The 22,349-nt window shown below is 43.3% G+C and carries 20 protein-coding genes; 12 read left to right on the plus strand and 8 right to left on the minus strand.

The window, feature by feature from the left end:
* Positions 1-270 precede the first annotated feature (270 nt).
* Entirely contained in the window at positions 271-1,176 is a 906-nt protein-coding gene (locus tag AC6F33_RS05690) for a LysR family transcriptional regulator (RefSeq protein ID WP_255746869.1), read from the minus strand.
* 512 nt (positions 1,177-1,688) lie between these two features.
* Positions 1,689-2,399, minus strand: coding sequence for a D/L-lactic acid transporter LarD (larD, locus tag AC6F33_RS05695; protein WP_500777971.1), 711 nt, complete (start codon positions 2,397-2,399; stop codon positions 1,689-1,691).
* 311 nt (positions 2,400-2,710) lie between these two features.
* On the opposite strand from larD, the gene AC6F33_RS05700 reads away from it, so the two are divergent.
* Together AC6F33_RS05700 and AC6F33_RS05705 are read left to right on the plus strand one after the other, a co-directional pair.
* Positions 2,711-3,424: a helix-turn-helix domain-containing protein gene (locus AC6F33_RS05700; RefSeq protein WP_255746873.1), complete on the plus strand. Its 714-nt coding sequence runs from the start codon at positions 2,711-2,713 to the stop codon at positions 3,422-3,424.
* 104 nt (positions 3,425-3,528) lie between these two features.
* Positions 3,529-3,966: an acyl-CoA thioesterase gene (locus AC6F33_RS05705; protein ID WP_255746875.1), complete on the plus strand. Its 438-nt coding sequence runs from the start codon at positions 3,529-3,531 to the stop codon at positions 3,964-3,966.
* A gap of 73 nt (positions 3,967-4,039) precedes the next feature.
* Here AC6F33_RS05705 and cls read toward each other — a convergent pair whose 3' ends face one another.
* Complete coding sequence (gene cls, locus AC6F33_RS05710) at positions 4,040-5,488, minus strand: cardiolipin synthase (RefSeq protein WP_255746877.1); 1,449 nt, start codon at positions 5,486-5,488, stop codon at positions 4,040-4,042.
* Between the two features lie 218 nt (positions 5,489-5,706).
* Between cls and AC6F33_RS05715 the strand changes: the two genes are divergently transcribed.
* Positions 5,707-6,816: an AI-2E family transporter gene (locus AC6F33_RS05715; protein ID WP_500777972.1), complete on the plus strand. Its 1,110-nt coding sequence runs from the start codon at positions 5,707-5,709 to the stop codon at positions 6,814-6,816.
* Here AC6F33_RS05715 and alsR read toward each other — a convergent pair whose 3' ends face one another.
* Positions 6,817-7,707, minus strand: coding sequence for an acetoin biosynthesis transcriptional regulator AlsR (alsR, locus tag AC6F33_RS05720; protein WP_255747082.1), 891 nt, complete (start codon positions 7,705-7,707; stop codon positions 6,817-6,819).
* Positions 7,708-7,953: 246 nt separating this feature from the next.
* On the opposite strand from alsR, the gene alsS reads away from it, so the two are divergent.
* The 3 genes from alsS to AC6F33_RS05735 all read left to right on the plus strand — a co-directional run bounded on the left by alsS (position 7,954) and on the right by AC6F33_RS05735 (position 10,925).
* On the plus strand, positions 7,954-9,645 hold the full coding sequence (gene alsS, locus AC6F33_RS05725; RefSeq protein WP_255746881.1) for an acetolactate synthase AlsS: 1,692 nt from the start codon (positions 7,954-7,956) through the stop codon (positions 9,643-9,645).
* A gap of 71 nt (positions 9,646-9,716) precedes the next feature.
* Complete coding sequence (gene budA, locus AC6F33_RS05730; RefSeq protein WP_255746883.1) at positions 9,717-10,436, plus strand: acetolactate decarboxylase; 720 nt, start codon at positions 9,717-9,719, stop codon at positions 10,434-10,436.
* 210 nt (positions 10,437-10,646) lie between these two features.
* On the plus strand, positions 10,647-10,925 hold the full coding sequence (locus tag AC6F33_RS05735) for a hypothetical protein (protein ID WP_480952839.1): 279 nt from the start codon (positions 10,647-10,649) through the stop codon (positions 10,923-10,925).
* 187 nt (positions 10,926-11,112) lie between these two features.
* On the opposite strand, the gene AC6F33_RS05740 is transcribed toward AC6F33_RS05735, so the two are convergent.
* The gene (locus AC6F33_RS05740) at positions 11,113-11,697 is read right to left on the minus strand and encodes a manganese efflux pump MntP (protein WP_480947538.1); all 585 of its coding nucleotides are present in this window, start codon (positions 11,695-11,697) and stop codon (positions 11,113-11,115) included.
* A 217-nt stretch (positions 11,698-11,914) separates the two neighbouring features.
* Here AC6F33_RS05740 and AC6F33_RS05745 point away from each other — a divergent pair, with 217 nt between their 5' ends.
* From AC6F33_RS05745 to coaW, 5 genes are all read left to right on the plus strand, one after another.
* On the plus strand, positions 11,915-12,685 hold the full coding sequence (locus AC6F33_RS05745) for a class I SAM-dependent methyltransferase (protein ID WP_255747084.1): 771 nt from the start codon (positions 11,915-11,917) through the stop codon (positions 12,683-12,685).
* An 81-nt stretch (positions 12,686-12,766) separates the two neighbouring features.
* On the plus strand, positions 12,767-13,561 hold the full coding sequence (locus tag AC6F33_RS05750) for a TIGR00266 family protein (RefSeq protein ID WP_255746887.1): 795 nt from the start codon (positions 12,767-12,769) through the stop codon (positions 13,559-13,561).
* 139 nt (positions 13,562-13,700) lie between these two features.
* Positions 13,701-14,639, plus strand: coding sequence for a beta propeller repeat protein (locus tag AC6F33_RS05755; RefSeq protein WP_255746888.1), 939 nt, complete (start codon positions 13,701-13,703; stop codon positions 14,637-14,639).
* Between the two features lie 60 nt (positions 14,640-14,699).
* Entirely contained in the window at positions 14,700-15,848 is a 1,149-nt protein-coding gene (locus AC6F33_RS05760) for an HAD family hydrolase (protein ID WP_255746889.1), read from the plus strand.
* A gap of 79 nt (positions 15,849-15,927) precedes the next feature.
* The gene (gene coaW / locus AC6F33_RS05765) at positions 15,928-16,746 is read left to right on the plus strand and encodes a type II pantothenate kinase (RefSeq protein WP_255746890.1); all 819 of its coding nucleotides are present in this window, start codon (positions 15,928-15,930) and stop codon (positions 16,744-16,746) included.
* Positions 16,747-16,801: 55 nt separating this feature from the next.
* Here the strand turns inward: coaW and serA are convergent, their stop codons facing one another.
* The 3 genes from serA to hisC all read right to left on the minus strand — a co-directional run bounded on the left by serA (position 16,802) and on the right by hisC (position 21,095).
* Entirely contained in the window at positions 16,802-18,406 is a 1,605-nt protein-coding gene (serA, locus tag AC6F33_RS05770; protein WP_255746891.1) for a phosphoglycerate dehydrogenase, read from the minus strand.
* On the minus strand, positions 18,399-19,568 hold the full coding sequence (locus AC6F33_RS05775) for a pyridoxal-phosphate-dependent aminotransferase family protein (protein WP_255746892.1): 1,170 nt from the start codon (positions 19,566-19,568) through the stop codon (positions 18,399-18,401). Before AC6F33_RS05775 ends, serA begins: the two co-directional genes overlap by 8 nt.
* Before the next feature lie 438 nt (positions 19,569-20,006).
* Complete coding sequence (gene hisC, locus AC6F33_RS05780) at positions 20,007-21,095, minus strand: histidinol-phosphate transaminase (protein WP_480947532.1); 1,089 nt, start codon at positions 21,093-21,095, stop codon at positions 20,007-20,009.
* Positions 21,096-21,482: 387 nt separating this feature from the next.
* Between hisC and AC6F33_RS05785 the strand changes: the two genes are divergently transcribed.
* On the plus strand, positions 21,483-22,322 hold the full coding sequence (locus AC6F33_RS05785; RefSeq protein WP_255746894.1) for a MurR/RpiR family transcriptional regulator: 840 nt from the start codon (positions 21,483-21,485) through the stop codon (positions 22,320-22,322).
* Positions 22,323-22,349 lie beyond the last annotated feature (27 nt).

The following is a 22,349-nucleotide window of genomic DNA, read 5'->3' on the forward strand; positions in this document are numbered from 1 at the left end:
TACGTTCATCCCTCTTTAGAGTTCGCTATGGAATGCGCATTCCGTAGTTTTGCTTGACTTAAGAGCTCATAAAGAAGCATACACAGACTTTTAGGTTTTGTATAACAAATATAAAAGATGACAGTTATAAGAAAAAATGATGACAAGCTGTGAAGGAGGGTGAAAATGAGTGTATTAGAAAAGAAAATGAGAGAGTTTTTCGATGGGGGAAACTTGCAATGATCGCTGCGAAGAATCAAAAAGTGAGGTCTTGATAATGAGACAGAATTGTCATTCCATCCGAAAGGCTTTATTGAGTTTAATAACGTAATCAATAAACAGCTTCATTACTTCATATTTGGGGTTCTCTTTTTTGTATAAGAGATAGGTTTTCAAATCAAGAATCGGGTCGATTGCATATTGCATTCCCGGTTCCTTATTTTCTTGCAGAGCTGTAAGCAAGCGTTCAGGAAGCAGAGCACCCGAATTATTCTCTTTGCAATAATTCACAATGGCATAAGGCGTGGATAACTGAACTGTTGCTTTAGGTTCGGCATGGGCATTGTCGATTAGATAGTTGTCAGTAAGGCTGCTCATCAAATAATGTGTCGGGTATTTGACAAACGGGTATTGTAAAATCGTTTTGGCAGTAATTTTTTTCCCGGAAAAAGATAGATTTGGTGCGTAATAGACAATTCGATCCAATCTGAAAAAGGCTTTATCATAGGCACCTAACTGCATATCTGGCGAGAGAAATGTTGAGGCAATATCAATGCGTCCATTTTCCAAAGAATGAATCAAATTACTTTTTTCCATACTGTAAACGGTAATGAAAATATTAGAATATTTTTGATGGAAATAGGCAGCATGCTGATTCATGAGCACGTCACCCAATGAGGTCAGAACGCCAACTTTCAGTTCAAGTGGTTTTTTGCCGGTTACCTGTTGCACGTCGTAAATGGCCGATTTTAAATTCGGAAGAATTTCATTTATTTTTCGATAAAAGAATTCTCCTTCCGGAGTGAGTTTACTGCCTCGATTAGAGCGTTCAATCAACTTAACGCCTATGATTTGTTCTAGCTTTTTCATTTGAAAGCTGAACGCTGATTGAGTCACTTTAGCCTCTTTAGCTGCTAGAGAAAAATTTTTAAATCGACCGTATATCAGAAAATCCTCAAGTTCTGTAATGCTTGGCATGTCCACCATATTTTTACACCTCTAATCTGTTTGGAATTATTGCGATACATGAATAGTTTTAAATCAACTGAACAGTTTCGTTTCCGTTCACTCGAATAAGTGTACGCTGAAGATAATTTGTTTGTAAAGGTATTTCGGAAGTAGTGACATTCCAAAATTGTGAAATGAAATGTGATTCGAAAAGAACTAAATATAAGTAGAAACTCGGCTAATTGTTACAATTAAAGCACAATATTGTGAATTAATTAATAAGGAAAATGTACATTTTAAATAGCATATCTATTATTTTTTTTTTGAATCCTTGCAGATATCAGTATGCCACACATAGTAAGTATCTATTTCTGACGTTAGTAAAAAGATCGCAAGATGAGTTTTTAAATTCAGAGATTACTTGTAACAAACATTATGTTATTTAAACCGATGACATTGAAATAATCCGGATAAATAAAAAGACTGGAAGAGCATAATAGAGGACTCTTCCAGCCTTGCGATTTTTTTATTGATTATAAATTTTACAGTCCGAGGAATCCGCGAGCAAATAATGCGGCACATGCTGCTCCGAGGAATGGTGCGATACCTGGGACAATAACGCCGTATTGCCAGTCGTTGTTCGCTTTTCCACCTGGAATCGGCAGAATAGCATGAGCAATACGTGGGCCCATATCTCGAGCGAGGTTCATGGCAAATCCGGTAGGACCGCCCATACCCATGCCGATTGCCCATACAAGAAGACCGACGCCGATCGGCACGATGCCCGGAGTTTTAATCGAAGCGATTGCTAAGATTGCGGTAATAAAGATAAACGTATCAATAAATTCGACAAAGAAGTTGCGCGGTAAATTGCGCACATTTGGGTTTGTTGAAAAGATGTTGCGAATCTTTACACGGTCGAGGTCTTTGGATGCATTGAATTGATCGTAATAAGCGATAAAAACAACAATGGAACCGAAGATACCGCCGAGTACTTCTGCAATACTTAATGGGATAACGTTTGCCCATGGGATATTGCCTAATATTGCCTGTGCGACAACCATCGCAGGATTGATGCATACATCTCCGAAGATAAATAACGAGATGGTAATACCGAAACCCCATGTTGTAATGGCGAAAATGTGACCGGAGTTCTGATATTTTGATGTCTTCAGCACCTCACAGCAGTGTACACCGACACCAAAAATAATCATTAACGCCGTTCCCAAAAATTCCGCAATTAACTGATGCATTGATTCATTTTCCCCCTGCAATTTGTTTTAACAGGAAGAGTATAAAAGGAATGCAAGTCTATTTCTTTTCCATTTTTCGGATTAATTTTTTCCGTTTTTCATTGTATACGTTTACAAAATGCAAATTTGTTGACTTCTAGAATTTGGGTTGACATTTATCAAGAAAATAACTTGCTTCTAACGCGTAAACATACATTATCTGATATACTACCAAATGACAGGTTTTTTAAATGAATCAATTGATATAAAGGTATGAAAGACGGCCATTCGTCAACCGGAACAGACAAAACGATGACAGGAGGTTCAGCTCATTGGAAGACATCTATTTTTACTTTATGTCATTCAGCCAAGAACAACACTACTGCAGCACTACACATTGTAAAATTGTGATTCCAATTTATGGATATACGGCTATCGTAACTCAATCCGGCGAAAGGAGAATTAATAGTTCTCAATTTTGTTTGCTGCCTGTCGGTTTTTCTTATTCTCTCTGTTCAGCTGAGTCAAATGAAAGTCTTGTGATTGAAATTCCCGGACGTTACATCCGTGAAAATTTGCGCAATCAATTAGATGAACAAAATGAATTAATTTGGGATTTGAGCATCATCTGGCAATCAATTAAGGATTTGCTCATTCACGAAGTAATGCAGGAAAATCATGATGAGGCTGTTTTATTGCTCAATTACTGGTTTCATAAAATAGCGGAAAAGCCTGCAAGTGTATCCATAAGGTTCATTCATCAGCATTATTCAGAAAAGATTGACGTGAAGTCGCTTGCGGAGATGGAGCATTATACACCATCTTATTATTGCGATTGGTTTAAGCGCAAAATGAAGATGACTCCACTTGAATATATCCATTTTCTTCGTATTCATCGTGCGAAGGAACTGCTTGGCAATTCAAAATTGAGTGTACTGACGATCTCCTATCAATTAGGCTATGAATACAATGCTTCGTTTACTAAAATGTTTAAAAAATATGAACGGTGCTCTCCTTCGGAGTATCGTGCGGAGAAGCTTTCTTAAGGCCAAATCGAGATTTGGAAAGACGGATCGGACGCTCAGGCAAGCTCAGTTGTGGTACACTAGTTCCCAGAGAATGATTAATCGGAAATCATGGGGGCTTATGAATGATTACTACAAAACTTCCGGTACGTTTTGTCGACTGCGACGCTATGGGTCATGTTAACAATGCAGTCTACTATACTTACTTTGAAGAGGGGAAACGTGAAATCTTCCGCTGGTTTACGCCGAGCATGGATTTGAGTGACTGGCGCGTGATTGTTGCTTCGACACACTGTGATTACATTCAAGAAATCAACTATGACGAAGAAATAACCGTTTACACATGGATCAGCACGATTTCCCGATCTAGTTTTGATGTGGAACATGCAATTGCGGGACCAAGCGGTAATTGGCACGCACGAGGCCGCGTAACGCTCATCGGTTATGATTATAAAACCAAGCAAGTTGTCCCGCTGACCGAGGCGATCAAGGGAATTCTGAAGCAGCATCAAGATGCTCCTGAAGGTGTTCCTGCGTTAAGACAGATTCGTATTAACGAATAGACGAAAGAATAAATGAAATGCAATAAAATAAAAAGAGCCGAGCGATGGATTTTCCGCTCGGCTCTTTCATTGATTACAAAACAGGGGACAGCAGGCGTGAAATACTTTCTTTGAACTTGATAATAAAGGAACGATTGCGGTAATCGGACATAGTCAGTTCTTTTGACAATCGGATATCCTGCTTAAAGATCTGAGACAGCTCTTTAGCAGTTTCTTGATGGTAGATAAATGCATTGACTTCAAAATTTAGACTGAAACTACGAAAATCAAGATTCGATGTACCAACGGTTGCAATGCGATCGTCAACGATGATCGTTTTCGCATGCAAAAATCCGTTCTGATAAAGATAGACACGTGCTCCCGCTTCAAGCAGCAGTCCGACATTGGAATAGGTGGCCCAATAAACAAATGGATGATCCGGTTTGTTTGGAATCATGATACGAACATCGACATGTGAGAGTGATGCAATGAATATAGCGTTCATCAGACTTTCGTCCGGGATTAAATAGGGTGTTTGGATATAAACCGTTTCTTTTGCCGACAGGATCATTTTTATAAATGCATTTTTAATTTGTTCCCATTTCTGATCAGGACCGCTTGAGACGACTTGAATGCCAACTTCCCCATACTGCGTCTGATCATTCATTGAATAATAGGATTGAAAGGGTACTTGTTCTCCTGACGCCTGGTTCCAGTCGAGAAAGAATCGCGATTGGATGCTGTTCACGGCTTCACCGACAATACGCAAATGCGTGTCACGCCAAAAGCCGAATTTTTTGCTGAGACCAAGATATTCATCGCCAACATTGAATCCGCCGATATAACCGATTGAACTGTCAATAATAACAAGTTTACGATGATTGCGATAATTAATACGTAAATTTAAAAGCGGCAGACGACCGGGAAAAAATGTGTAAAACTTGCCGCCAGCATGAATCAGGCGACGGACAAGCTTCTTGGGCAGTCGTCTTGAACCTTCATCATCGACAAGCAGGCGGACAATCACACCTTGTTCAGCCTTTTGGATGAGTGTATCGATTAATTCATTTCCTAAAAAATCGCCACGAAAAATATAGTACTCAATATGAATGTGATGTGTTGCAGAACGGATATCCTGCAGGAGACTTTGAAACTTGGATTCTCCGCTTGTGAAAATAGACAGCTTATTATTCAAGGTAAGCGGTGCCTCATCATTATTGAGATTCATATAAATAAGACCGTGATAATCACGAAGAATCGGTTCCGAGAAGGGGGGCTCATGATTGACAATCTTGAGCATTTGTCGGCCAACCGTTTCTTTTGTTCGTTGATGAACCGTATGATCCCACTTAAAGATCTTGCGCCTGCTCAAATTTTGTCCGAAGATAATATATAAAATGAATCCGACGATTGGGAGAAAGTTGAGAATCATCAACCACGCCCAAGTAGAGCTGATGCTTTTGCGTTCAAGAAAGACGACGGTCGCACCGAGCAGAATATTGGTTCCAAGTAAAATCGTCAGTAAGATTGAAGTGATGCTCATTATGCCACATCCTTTTTCCTGCCGAGTACATGATAGTTGATTATACCCCTAAACAATCCAATCATGCTAGAGTTTGGCCGTTGCAGTGTTTTGAAAATCAGTATCAAAAGTTGTCCTCGCATGATTTTCATTGCTTCGTCTCTTATTATCAAGCTATAATTAGAATAATAACTTGTGGAAGATAGGTCCTTCACGGACTTGTGAAAAGGTGTGAAACTGTGCTAAAAAAACATTCGAACTTGATTTTCTGGACGATCGAACTCTTGGGAATAGCTCTGCTTATTTTCATACTGACAAAAATATCGTTTATTTTTGTTCCGGTTGTCACTCTGATCACAACGCTGTTTTTCCCAATTATTGTGGCCGGATTCCTTTTCTTTTTGATTAGTCCCTTCGTGGATATCTTCCAGCGAATGAAGATTCCAAGAACGCTCAGCATTTTAATTATTTACATTATATTGACCGGCTTGATCGCTTTACTTGTGGTGATTGTCGGTCCGCCGCTGACGTCGCAGGTCAAATCGTTATTTAGTCAGCTTCCGGATTATATGACAAGCTGGAGAAAAAGCATCGAACACTTGGCTGATTCTCAAGGATTTAAATGGCTGATCCACCAAGATTATTATTCTATTGATAAAATTCAGAGCAGCCTTGAGAAGATGCTTAAAGCGTTTACGGACAATGCAGGTTCAGGGCTGTCAACGTTTTTTAATGTATTAGTTAATGTGACGCTGACCGTGGTAACGGTGCCGTTTATTCTCTTCTACATGCTTAAGGATGGTAACCGTCTGCCTAGTGCGGTCACTCGTTTTTTTCCGCACAAATATCACGAAGAGGTTAATCGCATTCTCAGTGATCTGAATGATACATTATCTTCGTATATTCATGGATTGATTATTGTCGCGTCATTTGTCGGCATTACATCAAGTATCGGGTTTGCCGTGATCGGATTGCCGTACAGCCTGCTTCTCGGATTGATTGTGGGCGTAACCAACATCATTCCGTATCTTGGACCGATCTTAGGTGCAACTCCGGCACTGGTCATCGCATTGATGGATTCACCAGCGAAAGCGCTGCTCGTTCTCGCTGTCATCGTCATTGTTCAGCAGCTTGACGGCCATCTGATTTCACCGCTTGTTATGGGCAAACGACTGAACACTCATCCGCTGACAATCATCGTACTGTTGCTTGTCTCCGGCAAATGGATCGGCCCGATCGGTATGATTCTTGCCGTGCCGACTTATGCAATGATCAAGACATTTATTGCGCACATGATTCGTCTGGTGCGATTGCGCCGCAAAAGCAAGGATGACAGTTTGATAAAATGATTATGATTCTTCAATACGGATCCGCCTGGTCAGTGAGACAAACTGCTTCAGGGCCGGATTCGTATTTTTTTTCAAATAGGCAAGTGAGAGCACGGCCTTAAGCGGATAATCATCGATTTTACGATACACGACCTCCAAATTGAACAGCTTTTCTGCAGAAGCCGGTACGACACCAATTCCAATTCCGGCGGAGACGAGACCGACGACCATCTGATATTCCGTTGCTTCTTGAACAATTTTCGGTGTGAAATCGACATGTTGAAATAGAGATAGAAATTCATCGTACAGACCGGGCCAAATGTCACGTGAAACTAAGATAAATGGAACATCTTTCAGATCCTCAATCCGAATTCGTTCTTTTTTCGCCAGTGGATGATTCTTCGGAAGTGAGAGTGCGGCAAATCCACGCTTGATCGGAATGGTATCAATCAAAGAACTGCTCACCGGAGGGTGCAGTAACCCGACATCAATTCGATCACCGATTAGTGCGTTCACTTGATCCGGTGTGGAAAATTCGTGAAGACGTATCGAGACATGTGGGAAAATACTCCTGTATTCTCTGATGATCTGCGGAAGTATGTCATAGGTTGCCGATCCGACGAATCCAATCACTAAGCGTCCGAATTCGCCGCGATGCGCACGCTGAGCCGTATCTACGGCTTGATTCACCTGTGCAACAACTTCACGTGCTTCAGGTAGGAAGAGTTCTCCTGCGGTTGTCAGTTCAACATGGCGCTTATTTCGTTTAAAAAGAGCGACACCGATCTCTTCTTCGAATTGCTGAATCTGTTTACTTAATGGAGGCTGTGTCATTTGCAGCCGTGCGGCGGCTCGTCCAAAATGAAGTTCTTCTGCAACCGTGATGAAATAAATAAAATGGCGAAGTTCCATAATGTTCATAACACTCCTCGACGTACAGTTTTCAATAATAATGATCTAAAAATGATCTTTTGATTAATATACACTATGTATTACATGACGTTCAATAATATATTTCACATTGGTTAATAGACGCGGTAAAATGATATTAGTCACAGAAAACATGAAAAAAAGCGCGGACTATTTGCTGTTGCACCATTCAAAAAAAGTGCCAGCAGATAGAAGAACACTCACACATAACTAGGGAGGAAAAAAATCGTGAGCGATTTAAAAAAGGAAAAAGAAGAACAGAAACTGGCGACCGGTGCTGAGCTTGTCGTTGACTGTCTGATCAAACAAGGCGTGAAATACGTATTCGGGATACCGGGAGCAAAAATTGATGCGGTGTACGATGTTCTAAAGGATCGCGGACCGGAATTGATTGTATGTCGTCATGAACAGAATGCTGCATTTATGGCTGCGGCGATCGGACGAATCACCTGCAAACCTGGCGTTTGTCTGGTCACCTCCGGACCAGGTGCATCTAACCTTGCGACCGGCATTGTTACAGCCAATGTCGAAAACGATCCCATTGTCGCATTGGTTGGTGCGGTTCCGAGAGCAGATCGACTGAAACGTACCCATCAATCGATGGACAACGCCGCTCTGTTTCAACCAATTTCCAAATACAGCGCTGAAGTTGTTGATCCAAAGAACGTACCGGAAGTCGTCACCAATGCTTTTCGTGCTGCTGAATCAACATCGGCAGGTGCCAGTGTTGTCAGTTTTCCACAGGATGTTCTCGTTTCAAAAACAACTGTGAATGCACTGGGACCGCTCGAAAGCCCAAAACTGGGAACTGCTTCTGAAGAAGCGATCGACAAGGCAGTAGAAGCAATCAAGAATGCGAAGATGCCGGTTATACTTGCGGGTATGCGTGCGAATCGTTTTTCAGTAGTTTCTGCTGTACGCTCATTGCTTGGGAAAATTGCCTTTCCTGTTGTGGAAACGTTCCAAGCGGCCGGTCTGATTCCACGCGACATGGAGGAACACTTCTTCGGACGTATCGGTTTGTTCCGCAACCAGCCCGGCGACTTGGTGCTTGAAAAGGCGGATGTTGTGGTAACGATCGGTTACGATTCTGTTGAATACGATCCGAAATTCTGGAACAACGTCGGTGCACGTACAATCATTCATTTGGATGAAGTGCGCGCGGATATTGATCATTACTACCAGCCTTCGATTGAACTCGTAGGAGATATTCCATCGACCGTTCAGCGAATTAAGGATAAATTGACAAACCTAAATATGACACAAGAAAGTATTTCTTATCTAGAAGGCATGCGGCACAAGCTCGATGCACGCGATGAACCGCCAAAGAAAGCAAATGGTAATCTTGTACATCCATTGAGCCTGATTCATACACTGCGTCATTTGATCAGCGATGATACCACGGTTACTTGCGATGTGGGTTCGCACTATATTTGGATGGCACGTCACTTCCGTTCCTATGAGCCAAAGACCCTGTTGTTCAGCAATGGCATGCAGACGCTCGGTGTTGCACTTCCATGGGCAATGGCCGCATCCTTGGTCAATAATCACGCAAAGACGATTTCTATGTCTGGAGATGGAGGTTTCCTTTTCTCGGCAATGGAATTGGAAACAGCAGTGCGCTTGAAGCTGCCGATTGTTCATATCGTGTGGCGCGATGGTACGTATGACATGGTTGCCTTTCAGCAAAAAATGAAATATGATCGGACATCCGGTATAGATTTCGGGAAAATTGACATTGTCAAATATGCTGAGGCGTTTGGTGCGAAGGGACTGCGAGTGAATAAACCTGAAGAACTCGAAAGCGTTCTGAAAGAAGGCCTCGCCTACAACGAAGGACCGGTGATCATTGATGTGCCGGTTGATTACAGTGATAATATCGCTCTTGGCAAGAGTCTGATTCCAAACCAATTAAACTAATCAATACAGTAATGCATACTTTTAAAATGGCGCAGTGAACTTATTTATTCAGGAAAGAAGGTTTTTCCACTATGGCAAGTGAAAAAAATAGCGGTCAGTTGTTTCAGCTTTCAACGATGTCGTCATTGCTTGACGGTGTCTTTGAAGGGGCAATGAACTACGATGAATTCAAGAATTATGGAGATTTCGGTATTGGCACGTTCGAACATCTGGATGGAGAAATGATTGCTTTTGATGATGCATTCTATCGTTTGCGTGGTGACGGTACGGCTACACCGCTCAAAAGCGAAGACAGGACTCCATTTTGCTCGCTGACTTATTTCCAGCCGACGATCAAAAAAGAATTTGATCAGCCGCTCGACAAGGCAGCTTTTGAAAATGAACTGAAGAAAATAATGAAAAGTGAGAACTTATTTTACGCCTTTCGAATTGACGGGGTGTTTAAAGAAGTAAGCACACGAACCGTTGCTTATCAAGAAAAGCCGATCCCGATGACTGAGGCAGTTAAAACACAGCCGATCTTCCACTTTAAGAATGTAAAAGGAACGATCGTAGGCTTCTGGTCGCCGGCATTTACACAAGGCATTGCGGTTTCCGGTTTCCATCTTCACTTTATTGATGAAGAGCGCAAGGGAGGCGGCCATGTCTTTGATTATACGTTGGATCATGGAACGGTTCTTGTTGATAAAAAATCGCACATGAGCCTGTACACTCCTGAAACGGCAGGTTTTCTGAACGCAAATCTATCCCGTAAGGACCTTGAAAAAGAGATCAAGGTTACTGAAGGCTGATTAATATAAAAAATAAGAGAAAAAATCTGAAGGAGCCATCCCTTTGGATTTTTTTTCGTTTCTCCGCATTATTTTTTCTTTTAATCAGCGGTACTGCGCATCATTCATGAGCAGTTTCACATAGAGCAATGCTCCAATGAATTTCAAAACAGGCTTCTGCATAAAAATGAGTAGGTAGCGTTTCAGAAACAATGAAAGCAGGTGAAACTGATGGTTCAAATGATCATTATCCAAGCATTTGCAGCGTTTGGAGCGATCATGCTGCTGCTGGTATTCGTAAAGCTTTTTTTTCATGCCCATGATGTGATGCTGTTCCCGGCTGCTTTTGCTTTCGGATTGTTTTATACCGCCTTTATTGAAAGACGAACAGAACTCCTTGAAGGCGCGATTATAGGGGCCATATATGCACTTGCTGCGTATGGTTTATACATGCTTGTAAAGAAACTGTCTAAACTGTACCGTCACTCTAAGGATGGACCGTTCCATTAAGAAATTGATGAGAAACACGTTATAAATCATTTCTTGCTATCAATTTGCTCATCAAAGGACTCGTCCAAGATCAGAATGCCCGCTAGTCCGAACCATGGATTAAATCGAATGGTCTCGGACAAGATGTTCCATGTGCAGGCGTTACGTGACCACCAAGACAGGAGACAATCATTTGCTTAAGAGAGGGTTACATTGATGTGAAAATTGTATAGATGCCGATACAGATCAGCAGAATTGAAGCCGCATATTCGGATAATGTGCCCATTCGCGAACGAAGCTTCTTTAATCCTAATCGCTGCCCTGCATCTATTGAGAAGAACGAAAGAATGCCGACGGTCAGTGCCACACCGACCGGATTTAATCCGCCAATGCCTGCACCGAATGCAGTACCCATTGCGTTGAACGAGAGTGCGAAGCTCAGCCAGAACGTTTCATTAAAGGAAATCAGGTTATTCTGGTCGCGGTCAATTTGGTCTGCCTGAGGAATTGTCTTTGAAGGCGTCATTCGGTGTGTACAAGTGCTGACAAGCGACCATAGACCGATACCAAGTATGATTGCACCGCTCATCAGATTTGCAAGAAACTCTGGAATTGTGAAGCCGAGAAGCGAACCGGCAATGATTGTAATAAGTGAGGTTGCCAAAGCAACGACAGCCATAAACAAATTGGCGATCCACGTAATTTTCTTCCCCTTGATTCCAAAGGACATGCCCACCGCAAAATTATCGATGCTAGCCGCAATGCCGATTAGGAGTATCATGAACCAATGCATCTTCTCATCCCCTTACCTATCAAAAAATTGAGACCGGCAATTCAATTGTTGTGCTTTAAAAATACTCGGTCGGAAGGTATAGTATGTTAAAATAGAAAAGGTGTTCATTGCTAAAAGACGAATACCCTATCTTTTTAACCGAACTATCATCAGTTTTCGTGTGATAACGGAATGTAAGAAACGAATAGGATGAGAAACAGGTGATCAAGTGAAACAGATGATACAAACTCATGGACTTTATGACGGCGCTGCTTACTATTATCTGAAGTACCGCGGTCAGTATAGCGATCGACTGATTCAGACCTTAGCTTTGAAGTGCGGACTTGATGGAAAGGGACGGCTGCTCGATTTGGGCTGTGGAACGGGTAAACTGACTTTTCCGATGGCTAACTATTTTGATGAAACGATTGGCATTGATGTCAGTACGGATATGCTCCAATCTGCCCGCAGTCAATGTGAATTACTCGATATTCATACGATGAAATGGTTAAAGATGGCTTCTGAACAAATGAATCCGGAACTCGGTTCCTTTCGGATGATTACAGCCGGGGATGCATTTCATTGGATGGATCGCGAGCTTGTACTGAAGCTCAGTTATGATCGACTTGAACCGGGCGGTGCACTTGCGCTTGTCGGACAGGGGCATATGCTCGGCGATCGCTCTCTTGATTGGCAGAAGGCTGTTCAGCGCATTGTCGATAAATGGTTTCCTAACAGCAAACGTTTGAAACATAGTGTTCGACATGAGCAGCTCGTGGCTCAATCTTCGTTTCATTCCCTGCTTACAGGACAGATACACTCTGAACGTGAGCGTGATATTCCATCAATTATCGGCTACCTTTATTCCACATCCACCTGCCGCAAAACAACGCTTGGCAAAGATGCAGCAAATTTTGAAAAAGAATTGTATGATGAACTCAAATCAATCGACTCGTCCGGGACTTTTAAAGAACCCGTTACGGATTACTATATCATTGCGTTTAAATAAAACAGGCAGGCTATTTTTGTAGTGAAATAGAAAATGTATTTTTAATAGTCATTTGCAGCCATGAACGGGAGGAACGAACACGTGAACAACCATGATATTGACTACAAAATCGAAGGTCAGGAAATGCAATACGTGGAAATTGAATTAGATCCTCGCGAAACGGTGATTGCTGAAGCGGGAAGTTTTATGATGATGGAAGACGGCATCGGTATGGAGACGATTTTCGGCGATGGAAGCGGTCAAAACGGCGGTGTGATGGGGAAACTGTTCGGCGCGGGGAAACGTCTGCTGACCGGCGAAAGTCTGTTCATGACCGCATTTACCAATGAAGGAGCAGGAAAGAGGCATGTATCCTTTGCTTCGCCTTATCCAGGGAAGATCATTCCTCTTGATCTGAGTCTGTATGGCGGGCAGATGATTTGTCAGAAGGATTCCTTCCTGTGTGCTGCAAAAGGGGTTTCAGTTGGTATCGCTTTTCAAAAGAAGTTAGGAGCCGGATTTTTCGGCGGCGAAGGCTTTATCATGCAGAAGCTTGAAGGCGACGGACTTGCGTTTGTCCATGCAGGCGGAATGATTAAAGAGCTTGAGCTTGCTCCGGGTGAAACCCTGAAGGTCGATACGGGTTGCCTCGTGGCCATGACGAGCAGTGTTGATTATGACATTGAGTTTGTCAGAGGTGTGAAAACCGCTTTGTTCGGCGGCGAAGGTCTCTTTTTTGCGACTTTGCGGGGCCCTGGAAAGGTGCTCGTACAATCGCTTCCGTTCAGCAGACTTGCAAGTCGCGTATTCAGTGCAATGCCAGGCAATCCTGCCGGCCGCAGCAAAGATGAAGGCAGCATCACCGGAGGGCTTTTTAACTTGTTCAATGGCGACTAAATGCAAATGAGTTTTTTGGACAGCGCTGGCGCTCAAGTGGGCGACAGCGCTGTTTTGATTCATCTGTGGGCATTTTTCTAGGTTTTCGGCAAGAAATTCTTTAAACTATAGGCAATGATAGATAACGGAGTGGTACGAAGTGAAGAAAAAAAATGAAGCATCCGGTACGAAAAGTGTGTCGTGGGTTTTTTGGCTGCTCATTGCCAAAATTATTTTTATTCTCTTGCTGGCGGGGCTGACGGTATGGATTATCTATGCGGTTCATGCGTCGAATTCAACAGGAGGCGTTCGATTTACTCACGTGCTCGGTGCGGGATACAGCAAGGATGGTAAGACGCTTTGGCTTGGGACGAACAAGCGGCTGCTTACCTATAAAAAGGGTATTTGGCACTCCGAAAAGCTTAAGAACCGCGCGCATGACGACATGTTTCTAGCCATCAGTTCCGGTTTTATTCAGATGAATGAGACGGGCTATCTGCAGTGGAAGACATTGAAACAAGAGCCGCTGGGCCACCGAAAGCTGAATGAACCTCTTGGAGGGCTGTGGGCCTTCGGCTATAAGACAGGACGTATGTATCACCTTCAAACAATAGCAGGTGAAGGATCTGCATTACGTTATTCGGATGACGGCGGCGCTACATGGAAAGTCGTGAAGATAAAACATCTGGATGCGAATGCCCAGATTCTTGAAGCTTCACCGGTCGATAAACGTGTACTAGCGATTGGGACTACAAGAGGTCTATATGTCAGCACGGATCTGGGCGCTCATTTTCATCGATACTTGAAGGGCTACTCGGTTACGAGCGCTGCATTCGGTTTTAGCAAACAAAATGCACTGCTCGTTGCTGTTGCGGGAAAAGAAACTGCACTTTACCAAATCATTCCTCAACAAGAAAAATCAATAAATCTTGATATGGGTACAGTGGAAAATGACACAGTGACTCAAATCCTTCAAAATCCGGCGAATTCCGGAGAAGCTGTCATGATGACTAAGCACGGTGACTTGTATCGAACGGAGAACAGCGGACAAAACTGGACAATCATTGCGAAAAAAGGTCGCGGATTAAATGGAAATTAAATGCGGACAAAGGGTTTCCTATGATAAACTGATATAAATAACGTGAAGGTCGGTGAAGAGATGATTCAAACGGTTTTATTTGATGTCGATGGTGTATTTCTTAGCGAAGAACGCTATTTTGACGCCTCGGCACTTACTGTGCGCGAATTACTGTACAGCGAGAACTATTTAGGGCTCGGAAACGGCAAACCTTTCCAAACGGAATACAGAGACGGAGAGATTGCTGAAATCCGATCAGACATATTTCTTAATGATGATGTACTGAACTTCTTAAAATCCCGTGGAATGAATGCCAATTGGGACATGATTTATATAACGATTTCCGAACAGCTGATTCATTTAACGACTCAGCTTCCTGAAGATGTGAAGACGCAGGCAGCAGAATTGCTGAAGAAACCGATTGATCAAACCACATTGAATACGTTTCGCTCATTGTTTAAGAATTACCAGATAAAACCTGATTTCAAGCGCTTTATGGATGATTATAAAGATACCAAAGCAGTAAAACAGGAATTAATCGTTTATCTTAATGAGATTGCTTTGAAGCGGCTTGGCATTGAAACCTCAGCATTCCAGCCGAAAAGTGCTTTTTGGCATATTGGCGAGCACGCATCCCAGGAATGGTATATTGGTGATGAAAATGTTCTGGCAGCAACAGGCTTGCCCTCGGTTCAAACAGGTAAGAAAGGTTTTATGAACGAAGAAGTAACTTTGGCTGATCCGGAGTATATTCGTGGAATGTTTCACGCATTTCATGATTATGGTGTGCGCGTGGGTATTGCTACAGGCAGACCGCGATTGGAGACATTCAAACCATTTACCTATTTAAACTGGATCGGCGAGCTTGATCCGAATCATATTGTAACCGCAGACGATGTACTTGCCGCAGAAAAGAAATACGATGCGGCACCGCTTGCTAAGCCGCATCCTTTTACGTATCTCGCTTCCTTTCATGGTAAGGACAGTGATCTAAAACGCTGGAGCGCTCGTCGCCCTGAGCAGCTGCCTGATGGAGAACAAACCTTGATTGTCGGTGACTCACTCGCTGACCTGCTCTGCGCAAAGCAATTGGGCTGCCGATTTGCCGGGGTCCTCACCGGCCTTTCCGGTCAGAAAGCTCGAAGTGAATTAGAGGAACATGGTGCTGATTTTATTCTCGATTCCATTGCAGATGTAAAGGACTTGGTGCTTCATCTTCTGGGAGAATAAAAAAAATAAATTTTTTTAGGCGGGCGATGCGGGCCTGCCTCTTTTTTATCCGGACTTAATGAGGGAAGAAGGAGAATTGATGGTGAATGGTGTAACGGCAGGCATAGACGCAGGTGGAACGCTATGCAAGATTGCTATGCAGACTGAAAAGGGATGGGTATATCAATCATTTCCCACAAAGCAGATCCAGAAGTGTATTTCATGGCTGGATACGTATTGTGCACACCGCTGCCTTTGCATTACCGGCGGCAAAGCGAGCATGATTCGGGAAAAACTGAAACGGTCTGATTATACGCTCATACCTGAGTTCTCTGCATCATGCGCCGGTGCCCGAGAGCTGCTCGCCGCAGAAGGACATGCAGATCTCTCAGATTTTATCCTTACTAATGTCGGAACCGGAACGTCGATAAATCATGTTAAAGGAATGACACAGGAATGGATGGGTGGAACGGGAGTTGGAGGAGGTACGATATTAGGTCTGTCCGGACTGCTTACAGGCGTTTATAATTATTCGACATTGATTCAGTACGCTGAGCATGGAAAAAGAGATTTGATCGATCTGACAGTTGCACGTATCTATGAAGGTGAGAAACCGCCGATTCCCGGTGATTTGACCGCAAGTAATTTTGGCGCTGTGTCAGATGAAGCGGCATCGCCATCTTCGGCAGATCAGATTGCGTCAGTAATTGGACTTGTCGCAGAGACGGTCACCTCGCTTAGTGTCTTGGCAGCGCAGAAAGCCGACGTAAAGACGATCGTTTATATCGGGAGCTCCTTCGTCAATAATTCCTTGCTGCGAAAAATTGTTACTCGCTACAGTGGGCAATGGGGGTTCGTTCCAATTATTCCGCAGTATGGATCCTTTTGCGGAGCTGTAGGTGCAGCTCTTACAAAATAAAACAGCCGCCAATCGCTGAAAAGCGGAATTGGCGGCTGCTTTACTTTGGCTATGATTAATTTTCATCTTCCGGGATGTTGATTTCAACAAACTGAACATCATTAAGATCTTCAATACTGAGTAATTCATCACGAACGCTGTCCGGTACAGGTTTGTCAACAGTGAGGACCATGACCGCTTTACCGCCGATTGTTTGGCGTCCGACGTACATACTGCCAATGTTGATGCTGCCTTTTCCAAGAATTGATCCGACGTTTCCGATCATGCCGGGAACGTCCATGTGATCAATATAGAGCAAGTATTTTTCTGGTTCCATATCAAGGCGATAGCCGTTAATTGAAACAATACGGCCGCCAAACCCGGTTAAATAGGTGCAGGCAATCGTCGCTTTGTCGTCGCCATTCACGATTTCCAGTTCGATAAAATTGGTGAATCCTTTATGAGCTGCATTTTTTTGTACACTGTATGAGAGACTGTGTGCCTTAAGTACTTGCATGACGTTTACGATATTGATCGAAGAATCCAAGTAATAGGAAAGCAGTGCCTTAATCATTTGCCGTGTGAGCAGCCCTGTGTCTTCTAAAAAGAGTTCACCATAATAATTAATATTTATTTTTTTCGGTGCTTTTTTGAAGACTTGCATTAAAAATTCGGCCATTTGTTCGCTTAATGTGAGATATGGACGGATCTTCTGCTGTACCGATGCCGAAATATGCGGCAGGTTAATGGCGTGCTGCACACTTCCCGATGTAAAGATACCGACAATTTCTTCACTGACCGATTCAGCAACCTTTTCCTGTGCTTCGGCAGTTGATGCACCGAGATGCGGTGTAACAATAATGTGCGGATTCTGAGTCAGTCCGGTGTTTTCAGGGGGTTCGTGTTCGAATACGTCAATCGCTGCTCCGGCGACTTGACCGCTGTTTACAGCGTCGACAAGTGCTTGCTCATCAATAATGCCGCCACGCGCACAATTAATGATACGAACGCCCTTTTTGGTTTTGGCAAAATAGTCTGCGTTGATTAATCCGCGTGTTTCAGCAGTCAACGGGGTATGAACCGTGATGAAATCGGCTTGTTCCGCAATTTCATCCAAGCTTGCTTTAATAATTCCCAATTTCTTCGCACGATCTTCGGTTAGAAACGGATCATAGCCGAGAATGTTCATTTGGAAACCTTTCGCCCGTTTGGCAACTTCGGTGCCGATTCTGCCCATGCCGACAATGCCTAAGGTCTTTTGATAGAGCTCGACGCCTTTGAAAAGTTTGCGTTCCCATTTTCCGGAGGTAAGCGAACCGTATGCCTGAGGAATGCTGCGGGCGAGTGACAACATCATTGCCATCGTGTGTTCCGTTGCAGCGATCGTATTGCCGGCCGGCGCGTTAATGACAATAATGCCTTTTTCAGTAGCTGCCTCAATGTCAATATTATCGACGCCGACACCGGCGCGGGCGATCACCTTCAGCCGGTCCGCAGCTTGTATAATGTCGCGAGTTACTTGTGTTTGACTGCGCACGATCAGTGCGTCGTAATCCTTAATCATTTCTGTGAGAACTGTCGGTTCAAGGCCGGTGTGTTGATCAACTTGAAATTCTTGATTGCTTGTTAAAGCTTTCAAACCGCTCTCGCTGATTGGATCGGTAACAATAACCTTATACATTTTTTGCGTAGACCTCCTCAGCCTTTTTAACTGCTGCGCCGAAACGAGGCGCCTGTCCGAATTTTGCAAGTGTCAATTCGAGTGCGCTCAATACTTTAAGAATATCGAATGGCGTGCAATAACCCATATGTCCGATACGGAATATTTTTCCTTTAAGATCTTTTTGACCGCCGGCAATAGTAATTGAGAAATCTTTTTTCAATGCTTTTTGAATATCCGGAGCAGCGATACCTTCCGGCTTAACGGCTGTAACGGTTGGCGAAGCGTCTTCTTCGGTTGTCAGCAGCGGCAGCCCCAGTTCACGGAGCCCGGCTCGCATCATATCGCGCAGGAGCACATGACGCTTGATCACGTTTTCCCAGCCTTCTTCTTCGATCATGTCGCAAACAGCCTGCGCACCCTGAATGAGTGAGACAGCCGGAGTAAACGGCGTTGATTTTTGTTTTTCATAAGTGTCGACGTAGCGTTTCAGGTCGAGATAAAAACGCTTTTCCGGACATTCGCGAATTGCTTTCAATCCTCGATCGCTGAATGCGGCAAATGCAAGACCCGGAGGAAGCATCAGTGCTTTTTGTGAACTGGTGACGAGAATATCAATATGATCGCTCTCCATGTCAACAGGGACGGCGCCGATGCAGCTGACACCGTCTACGATAAATAGAGCATCGGTTTTTTCTTTGACAACTTTTCCAAGTGCGTGGATCGGATTCAGAACCCCGGTTGAGGTTTCATTGAATGTTCCAAACACCGCCTTAATGGGTGTTCCTTCAAGGGTATCGATAAATGCCTCAAGCTGTTCAGGAGAACAAGATTTGCCCCACTCGATATTTAAGCGGTGAACGGTTGCTCCATAATTTTCCGCAATCGAAGCCAGGCGGTCGCCGAACGATCCGGCAACGATCACGACTGCGTGGTCGCCTTCGTGAATTGTATTCACAACTGCTGCCTCAAGTGCCGATGTACCGCTGCTGGTTAAAATCATGACAGGATGCTTAGTTCCGAAAACAGGCTGGAGCCGTGTTGCGACATCTTCAATCAGTACGGAAAAATCTGGACTCCGATGCCCGATCATCGGGCGTGCCATTGCGGCATTGACTTGATTTGGAATAGGGGTCGGGCCGGGTGTAAACAAATACGTCTGATCTAAAAACAATGAACTCATCCTTCCTGTTTCTCTTTGATTTGCGGAAGCGGCTTTTGCTCCCTGAAAAAATAAAAACGTCCCTCGCAGCATGGTTTCATGCTGCGAGGGACGTTGATATTCGTGGTGCCACCCTCATTTACCGACAATAAAATATAAATGTCGGTCTTCATTGAATCGATAACGGCTTTAAGCCGGACCCGCATACACATTGCTGCACATGATTTCACAACAGCAATTTTCTGCCGATCTGTTTCGGAGTGCTCAACTAATTGTGAATTGTACCGGCTTCCAGCGTAATACCGGCTCTCTGTGAACAAATCCCGCAATCAATGCTGTCTCCATCATCACAATTGTCATGATTTAAATGCTTAACTTATTGTGTCCAAATTGTAACAGCTATCTGATTGTTTGTAAAGAAAAATATTTTGATTTCTTCAGAAATATCGGAAGACCTAATTATTTACTCGGTTCCGCCGAAGTTTCGAGAATCGCCTGTTCAAGAATCTGAAGAAAGAGTTTCATATCTTCCATGGTGCCAATGGTGACTCGCACGCCATCTTGAAAGGGGTTTATTAAGAATCCTTTTTGTTTGCAATACAACGCCACCTGTTTCGGCTCGGCAACTTTAATGTAAATGAAATTTGCTTGAGTATCAAAGTAGGAAATGCCCTTTTTATCAAGAAAAGCAGTGGTCATTGAAAGGACCTCGCGATTTTTGAGCACACATGCTTCTTTAAACGTATCATCCTTGAGACCGGCAAGAGCGGCAACTTGACTCAATCTCGGGTTGTTGAAAGGGGGACGGACCTTTCCAATTTCTTCAATGACGGGCAGACTTCCAATGGCATAACCGATTCGGAAAGAGGCAAGTCCATACGATTTGGAGAACGTCCGGAGCACAAGGACATTTTCCTTGCTCTCAAGGTAGTTTAATCCATTTGGAAAATCCTTTGCTGTAACAAAATCAATATAAGCTTCGTCAATGACAATTAGCACATTTTCAGGGACTGCTTGAACAAATTGATCCAGTTCGGTTTTCGTTAAATAGGTCCCAGTCGGATTGTTCGGATTGCAAATCCAAACGACCTTAGTTGTTTCATCGATAGCCTCAAGCATCGCTTTCCAGTCATGTTTTCCATTTTGGTCACAAGGTATTTTCTTTGTTGCTGCACCTTCAATTTGAGCATGACAATAATATTCATAAAAAGTCGGCCAGGCCATGACCATGCTTGTGCCCGGTTCAAGAAATGCGCGGCTGATTAAAACAATAATTTCATCCAAACCAGCGCCAAAGAGAAAACGATCCTCCCTGATACCTAATCGTCGCGAAAGTTCACGCCTCAGATCAGAATTCTGGCAGTCCGGATAAAGCTCAGGAAGCAGAGCATCCTCTATGATTGCATTACGTACATTTGGCGATGCACCGTATACATTTTCATTGGAGTCTAACTTTATCATGCGCTTCAAGCCGTACATGTCTTTTATTTCATCCACGGATGGGCCGGGATCATAAGCTCTTAAATTTTCAAGTGTTTTTTTAAACATTGTGATCACTCCTTCTGTTCCAGTTTGAATTATTTCTCCTACCACATTATTCGGACACAGGGCTTTTGCCACCTAGGTATGTCCGGTCTCATTTTCAAGAAATTTTAAATGCGGCAGATACTGGGGTCTCTTTATCCATTACATTTAATCATGGAAAAGTATAAATGTAAAGAGAATGTCAATAGAGTTAACAGCTGAAAAATAGGCGGTAAAATAAGATAAATGACTTGATGACTAGAATAGTGTCATGCGTCATTTTATTAAAAATTTGCATGAATACACGTGAAAATTGAACAAAAAGCAAAAATAGAAAACGTTTGCAGAAAATTATTTTCAAATGTAAGCGTTTGATGTACAATGGAATTATAAATGAAGGAGGGACTATGAATGGCAGAGAGTCAATGTATTGTTCGTATTCAGTCAGCCTATCCGCACTTGAGTGAAAAAGAACGCAGAATTGCTGATTATATTTTAAATAATCCGAAGGAAACAATTCACAGCAGTATTAACCAAGTCTCCGCGAGGATCAAGGTGGCGGATGCAACTGTTTTTCGTTTCTGCCGCCGATTAGATTTTAAAGGATTTCAAGAAATGAAAATAGTACTTGCTTCTGACATTGCGCGAAATAAACGCTTTGGAGAAACGACGAAGACAAGTGAAGACGATGTCTTAAGTCTAGCGGAACAAGTGTTTCAAGACAACATCCGCACATTGGAAAACACGTATCAGATTTTAAATAGCGAAGGTTTTAAAAAAGCTGTTTCTATTTTGGCACACTCAGAGCGCATTGCATTTTTCGGAAGCAGTGGTTCTGCCTTGATTGCTCAGGAAGCACATCGAAAGTTTGTACGCGCGGGAATCATGACCTACGCGCCGAGTGATGGTGAGTTTCAAATGCTGTCGGCTTCACAATTGACTGAGCGTGATGCCTCGGTATTTATTTCATACTCGGCTTCAGATAAGCATCTAGTTCAAGTTGCTAAAACGGTGAAGCAGAAACGCTGTCCGGCGATTGGGATCACAGGATTTATGAAATCGCTGCTTGCGGAACTGATGGATGTCTCACTGCACACAGTTTCTGTTCCGACTGATTTCAGATCAGAATCCTATGTGGCACGTGCCGCCCAGGTGACTTTAATTGACGCGCTTTTTGTGAGTGTCATGGAGCAACGCCAAAAGCTGCAGTTAATTGACAATCACGAGCAGGATGCGCTTTTACAGGGATGATTCTGAATTGTATTGCAAACGATTACA

This window comes from Sporolactobacillus sp. BBK16-2 (assembly GCF_059878335.1).

Excerpts from the sequence above, each read along its gene's own strand:
- AC6F33_RS05690 (WP_255746869.1), bottom strand. The coding sequence starts at position 1,176 with ATGCCAAGCATTACAGAACTTGAGGATTTTCTGATATACGGTCGATTT.
- larD (WP_500777971.1), bottom strand. The coding sequence starts at position 2,399 with ATGCATCAGTTAATTGCGGAATTTTTGGGAACGGCGTTAATGATTATT.
- AC6F33_RS05705 (WP_255746875.1), top strand. The coding sequence starts at position 3,529 with ATGATTACTACAAAACTTCCGGTACGTTTTGTCGACTGCGACGCTATG.
- cls (WP_255746877.1), bottom strand. The coding sequence starts at position 5,488 with ATGAGCATCACTTCAATCTTACTGACGATTTTACTTGGAACCAATATT.
- alsR (WP_255747082.1), bottom strand. The coding sequence starts at position 7,707 with ATGGAACTTCGCCATTTTATTTATTTCATCACGGTTGCAGAAGAACTT.
- budA (WP_255746883.1), top strand. The coding sequence starts at position 9,717 with ATGGCAAGTGAAAAAAATAGCGGTCAGTTGTTTCAGCTTTCAACGATG.
- AC6F33_RS05735 (WP_480952839.1), top strand. The coding sequence starts at position 10,647 with ATGGTTCAAATGATCATTATCCAAGCATTTGCAGCGTTTGGAGCGATC.
- AC6F33_RS05740 (WP_480947538.1), bottom strand. The coding sequence starts at position 11,697 with ATGCATTGGTTCATGATACTCCTAATCGGCATTGCGGCTAGCATCGAT.
- AC6F33_RS05745 (WP_255747084.1), top strand. The coding sequence starts at position 11,915 with ATGATACAAACTCATGGACTTTATGACGGCGCTGCTTACTATTATCTG.
- AC6F33_RS05760 (WP_255746889.1), top strand. The coding sequence starts at position 14,700 with ATGATTCAAACGGTTTTATTTGATGTCGATGGTGTATTTCTTAGCGAA.
- coaW (WP_255746890.1), top strand. The coding sequence starts at position 15,928 with ATGGTGAATGGTGTAACGGCAGGCATAGACGCAGGTGGAACGCTATGC.
- serA (WP_255746891.1), bottom strand. The coding sequence starts at position 18,406 with ATGTATAAGGTTATTGTTACCGATCCAATCAGCGAGAGCGGTTTGAAA.
- AC6F33_RS05775 (WP_255746892.1), bottom strand. The coding sequence starts at position 19,568 with ATGAGTTCATTGTTTTTAGATCAGACGTATTTGTTTACACCCGGCCCG.
- hisC (WP_480947532.1), bottom strand. The coding sequence starts at position 21,095 with ATGTTTAAAAAAACACTTGAAAATTTAAGAGCTTATGATCCCGGCCCA.
- AC6F33_RS05785 (WP_255746894.1), top strand. The coding sequence starts at position 21,483 with ATGGCAGAGAGTCAATGTATTGTTCGTATTCAGTCAGCCTATCCGCAC.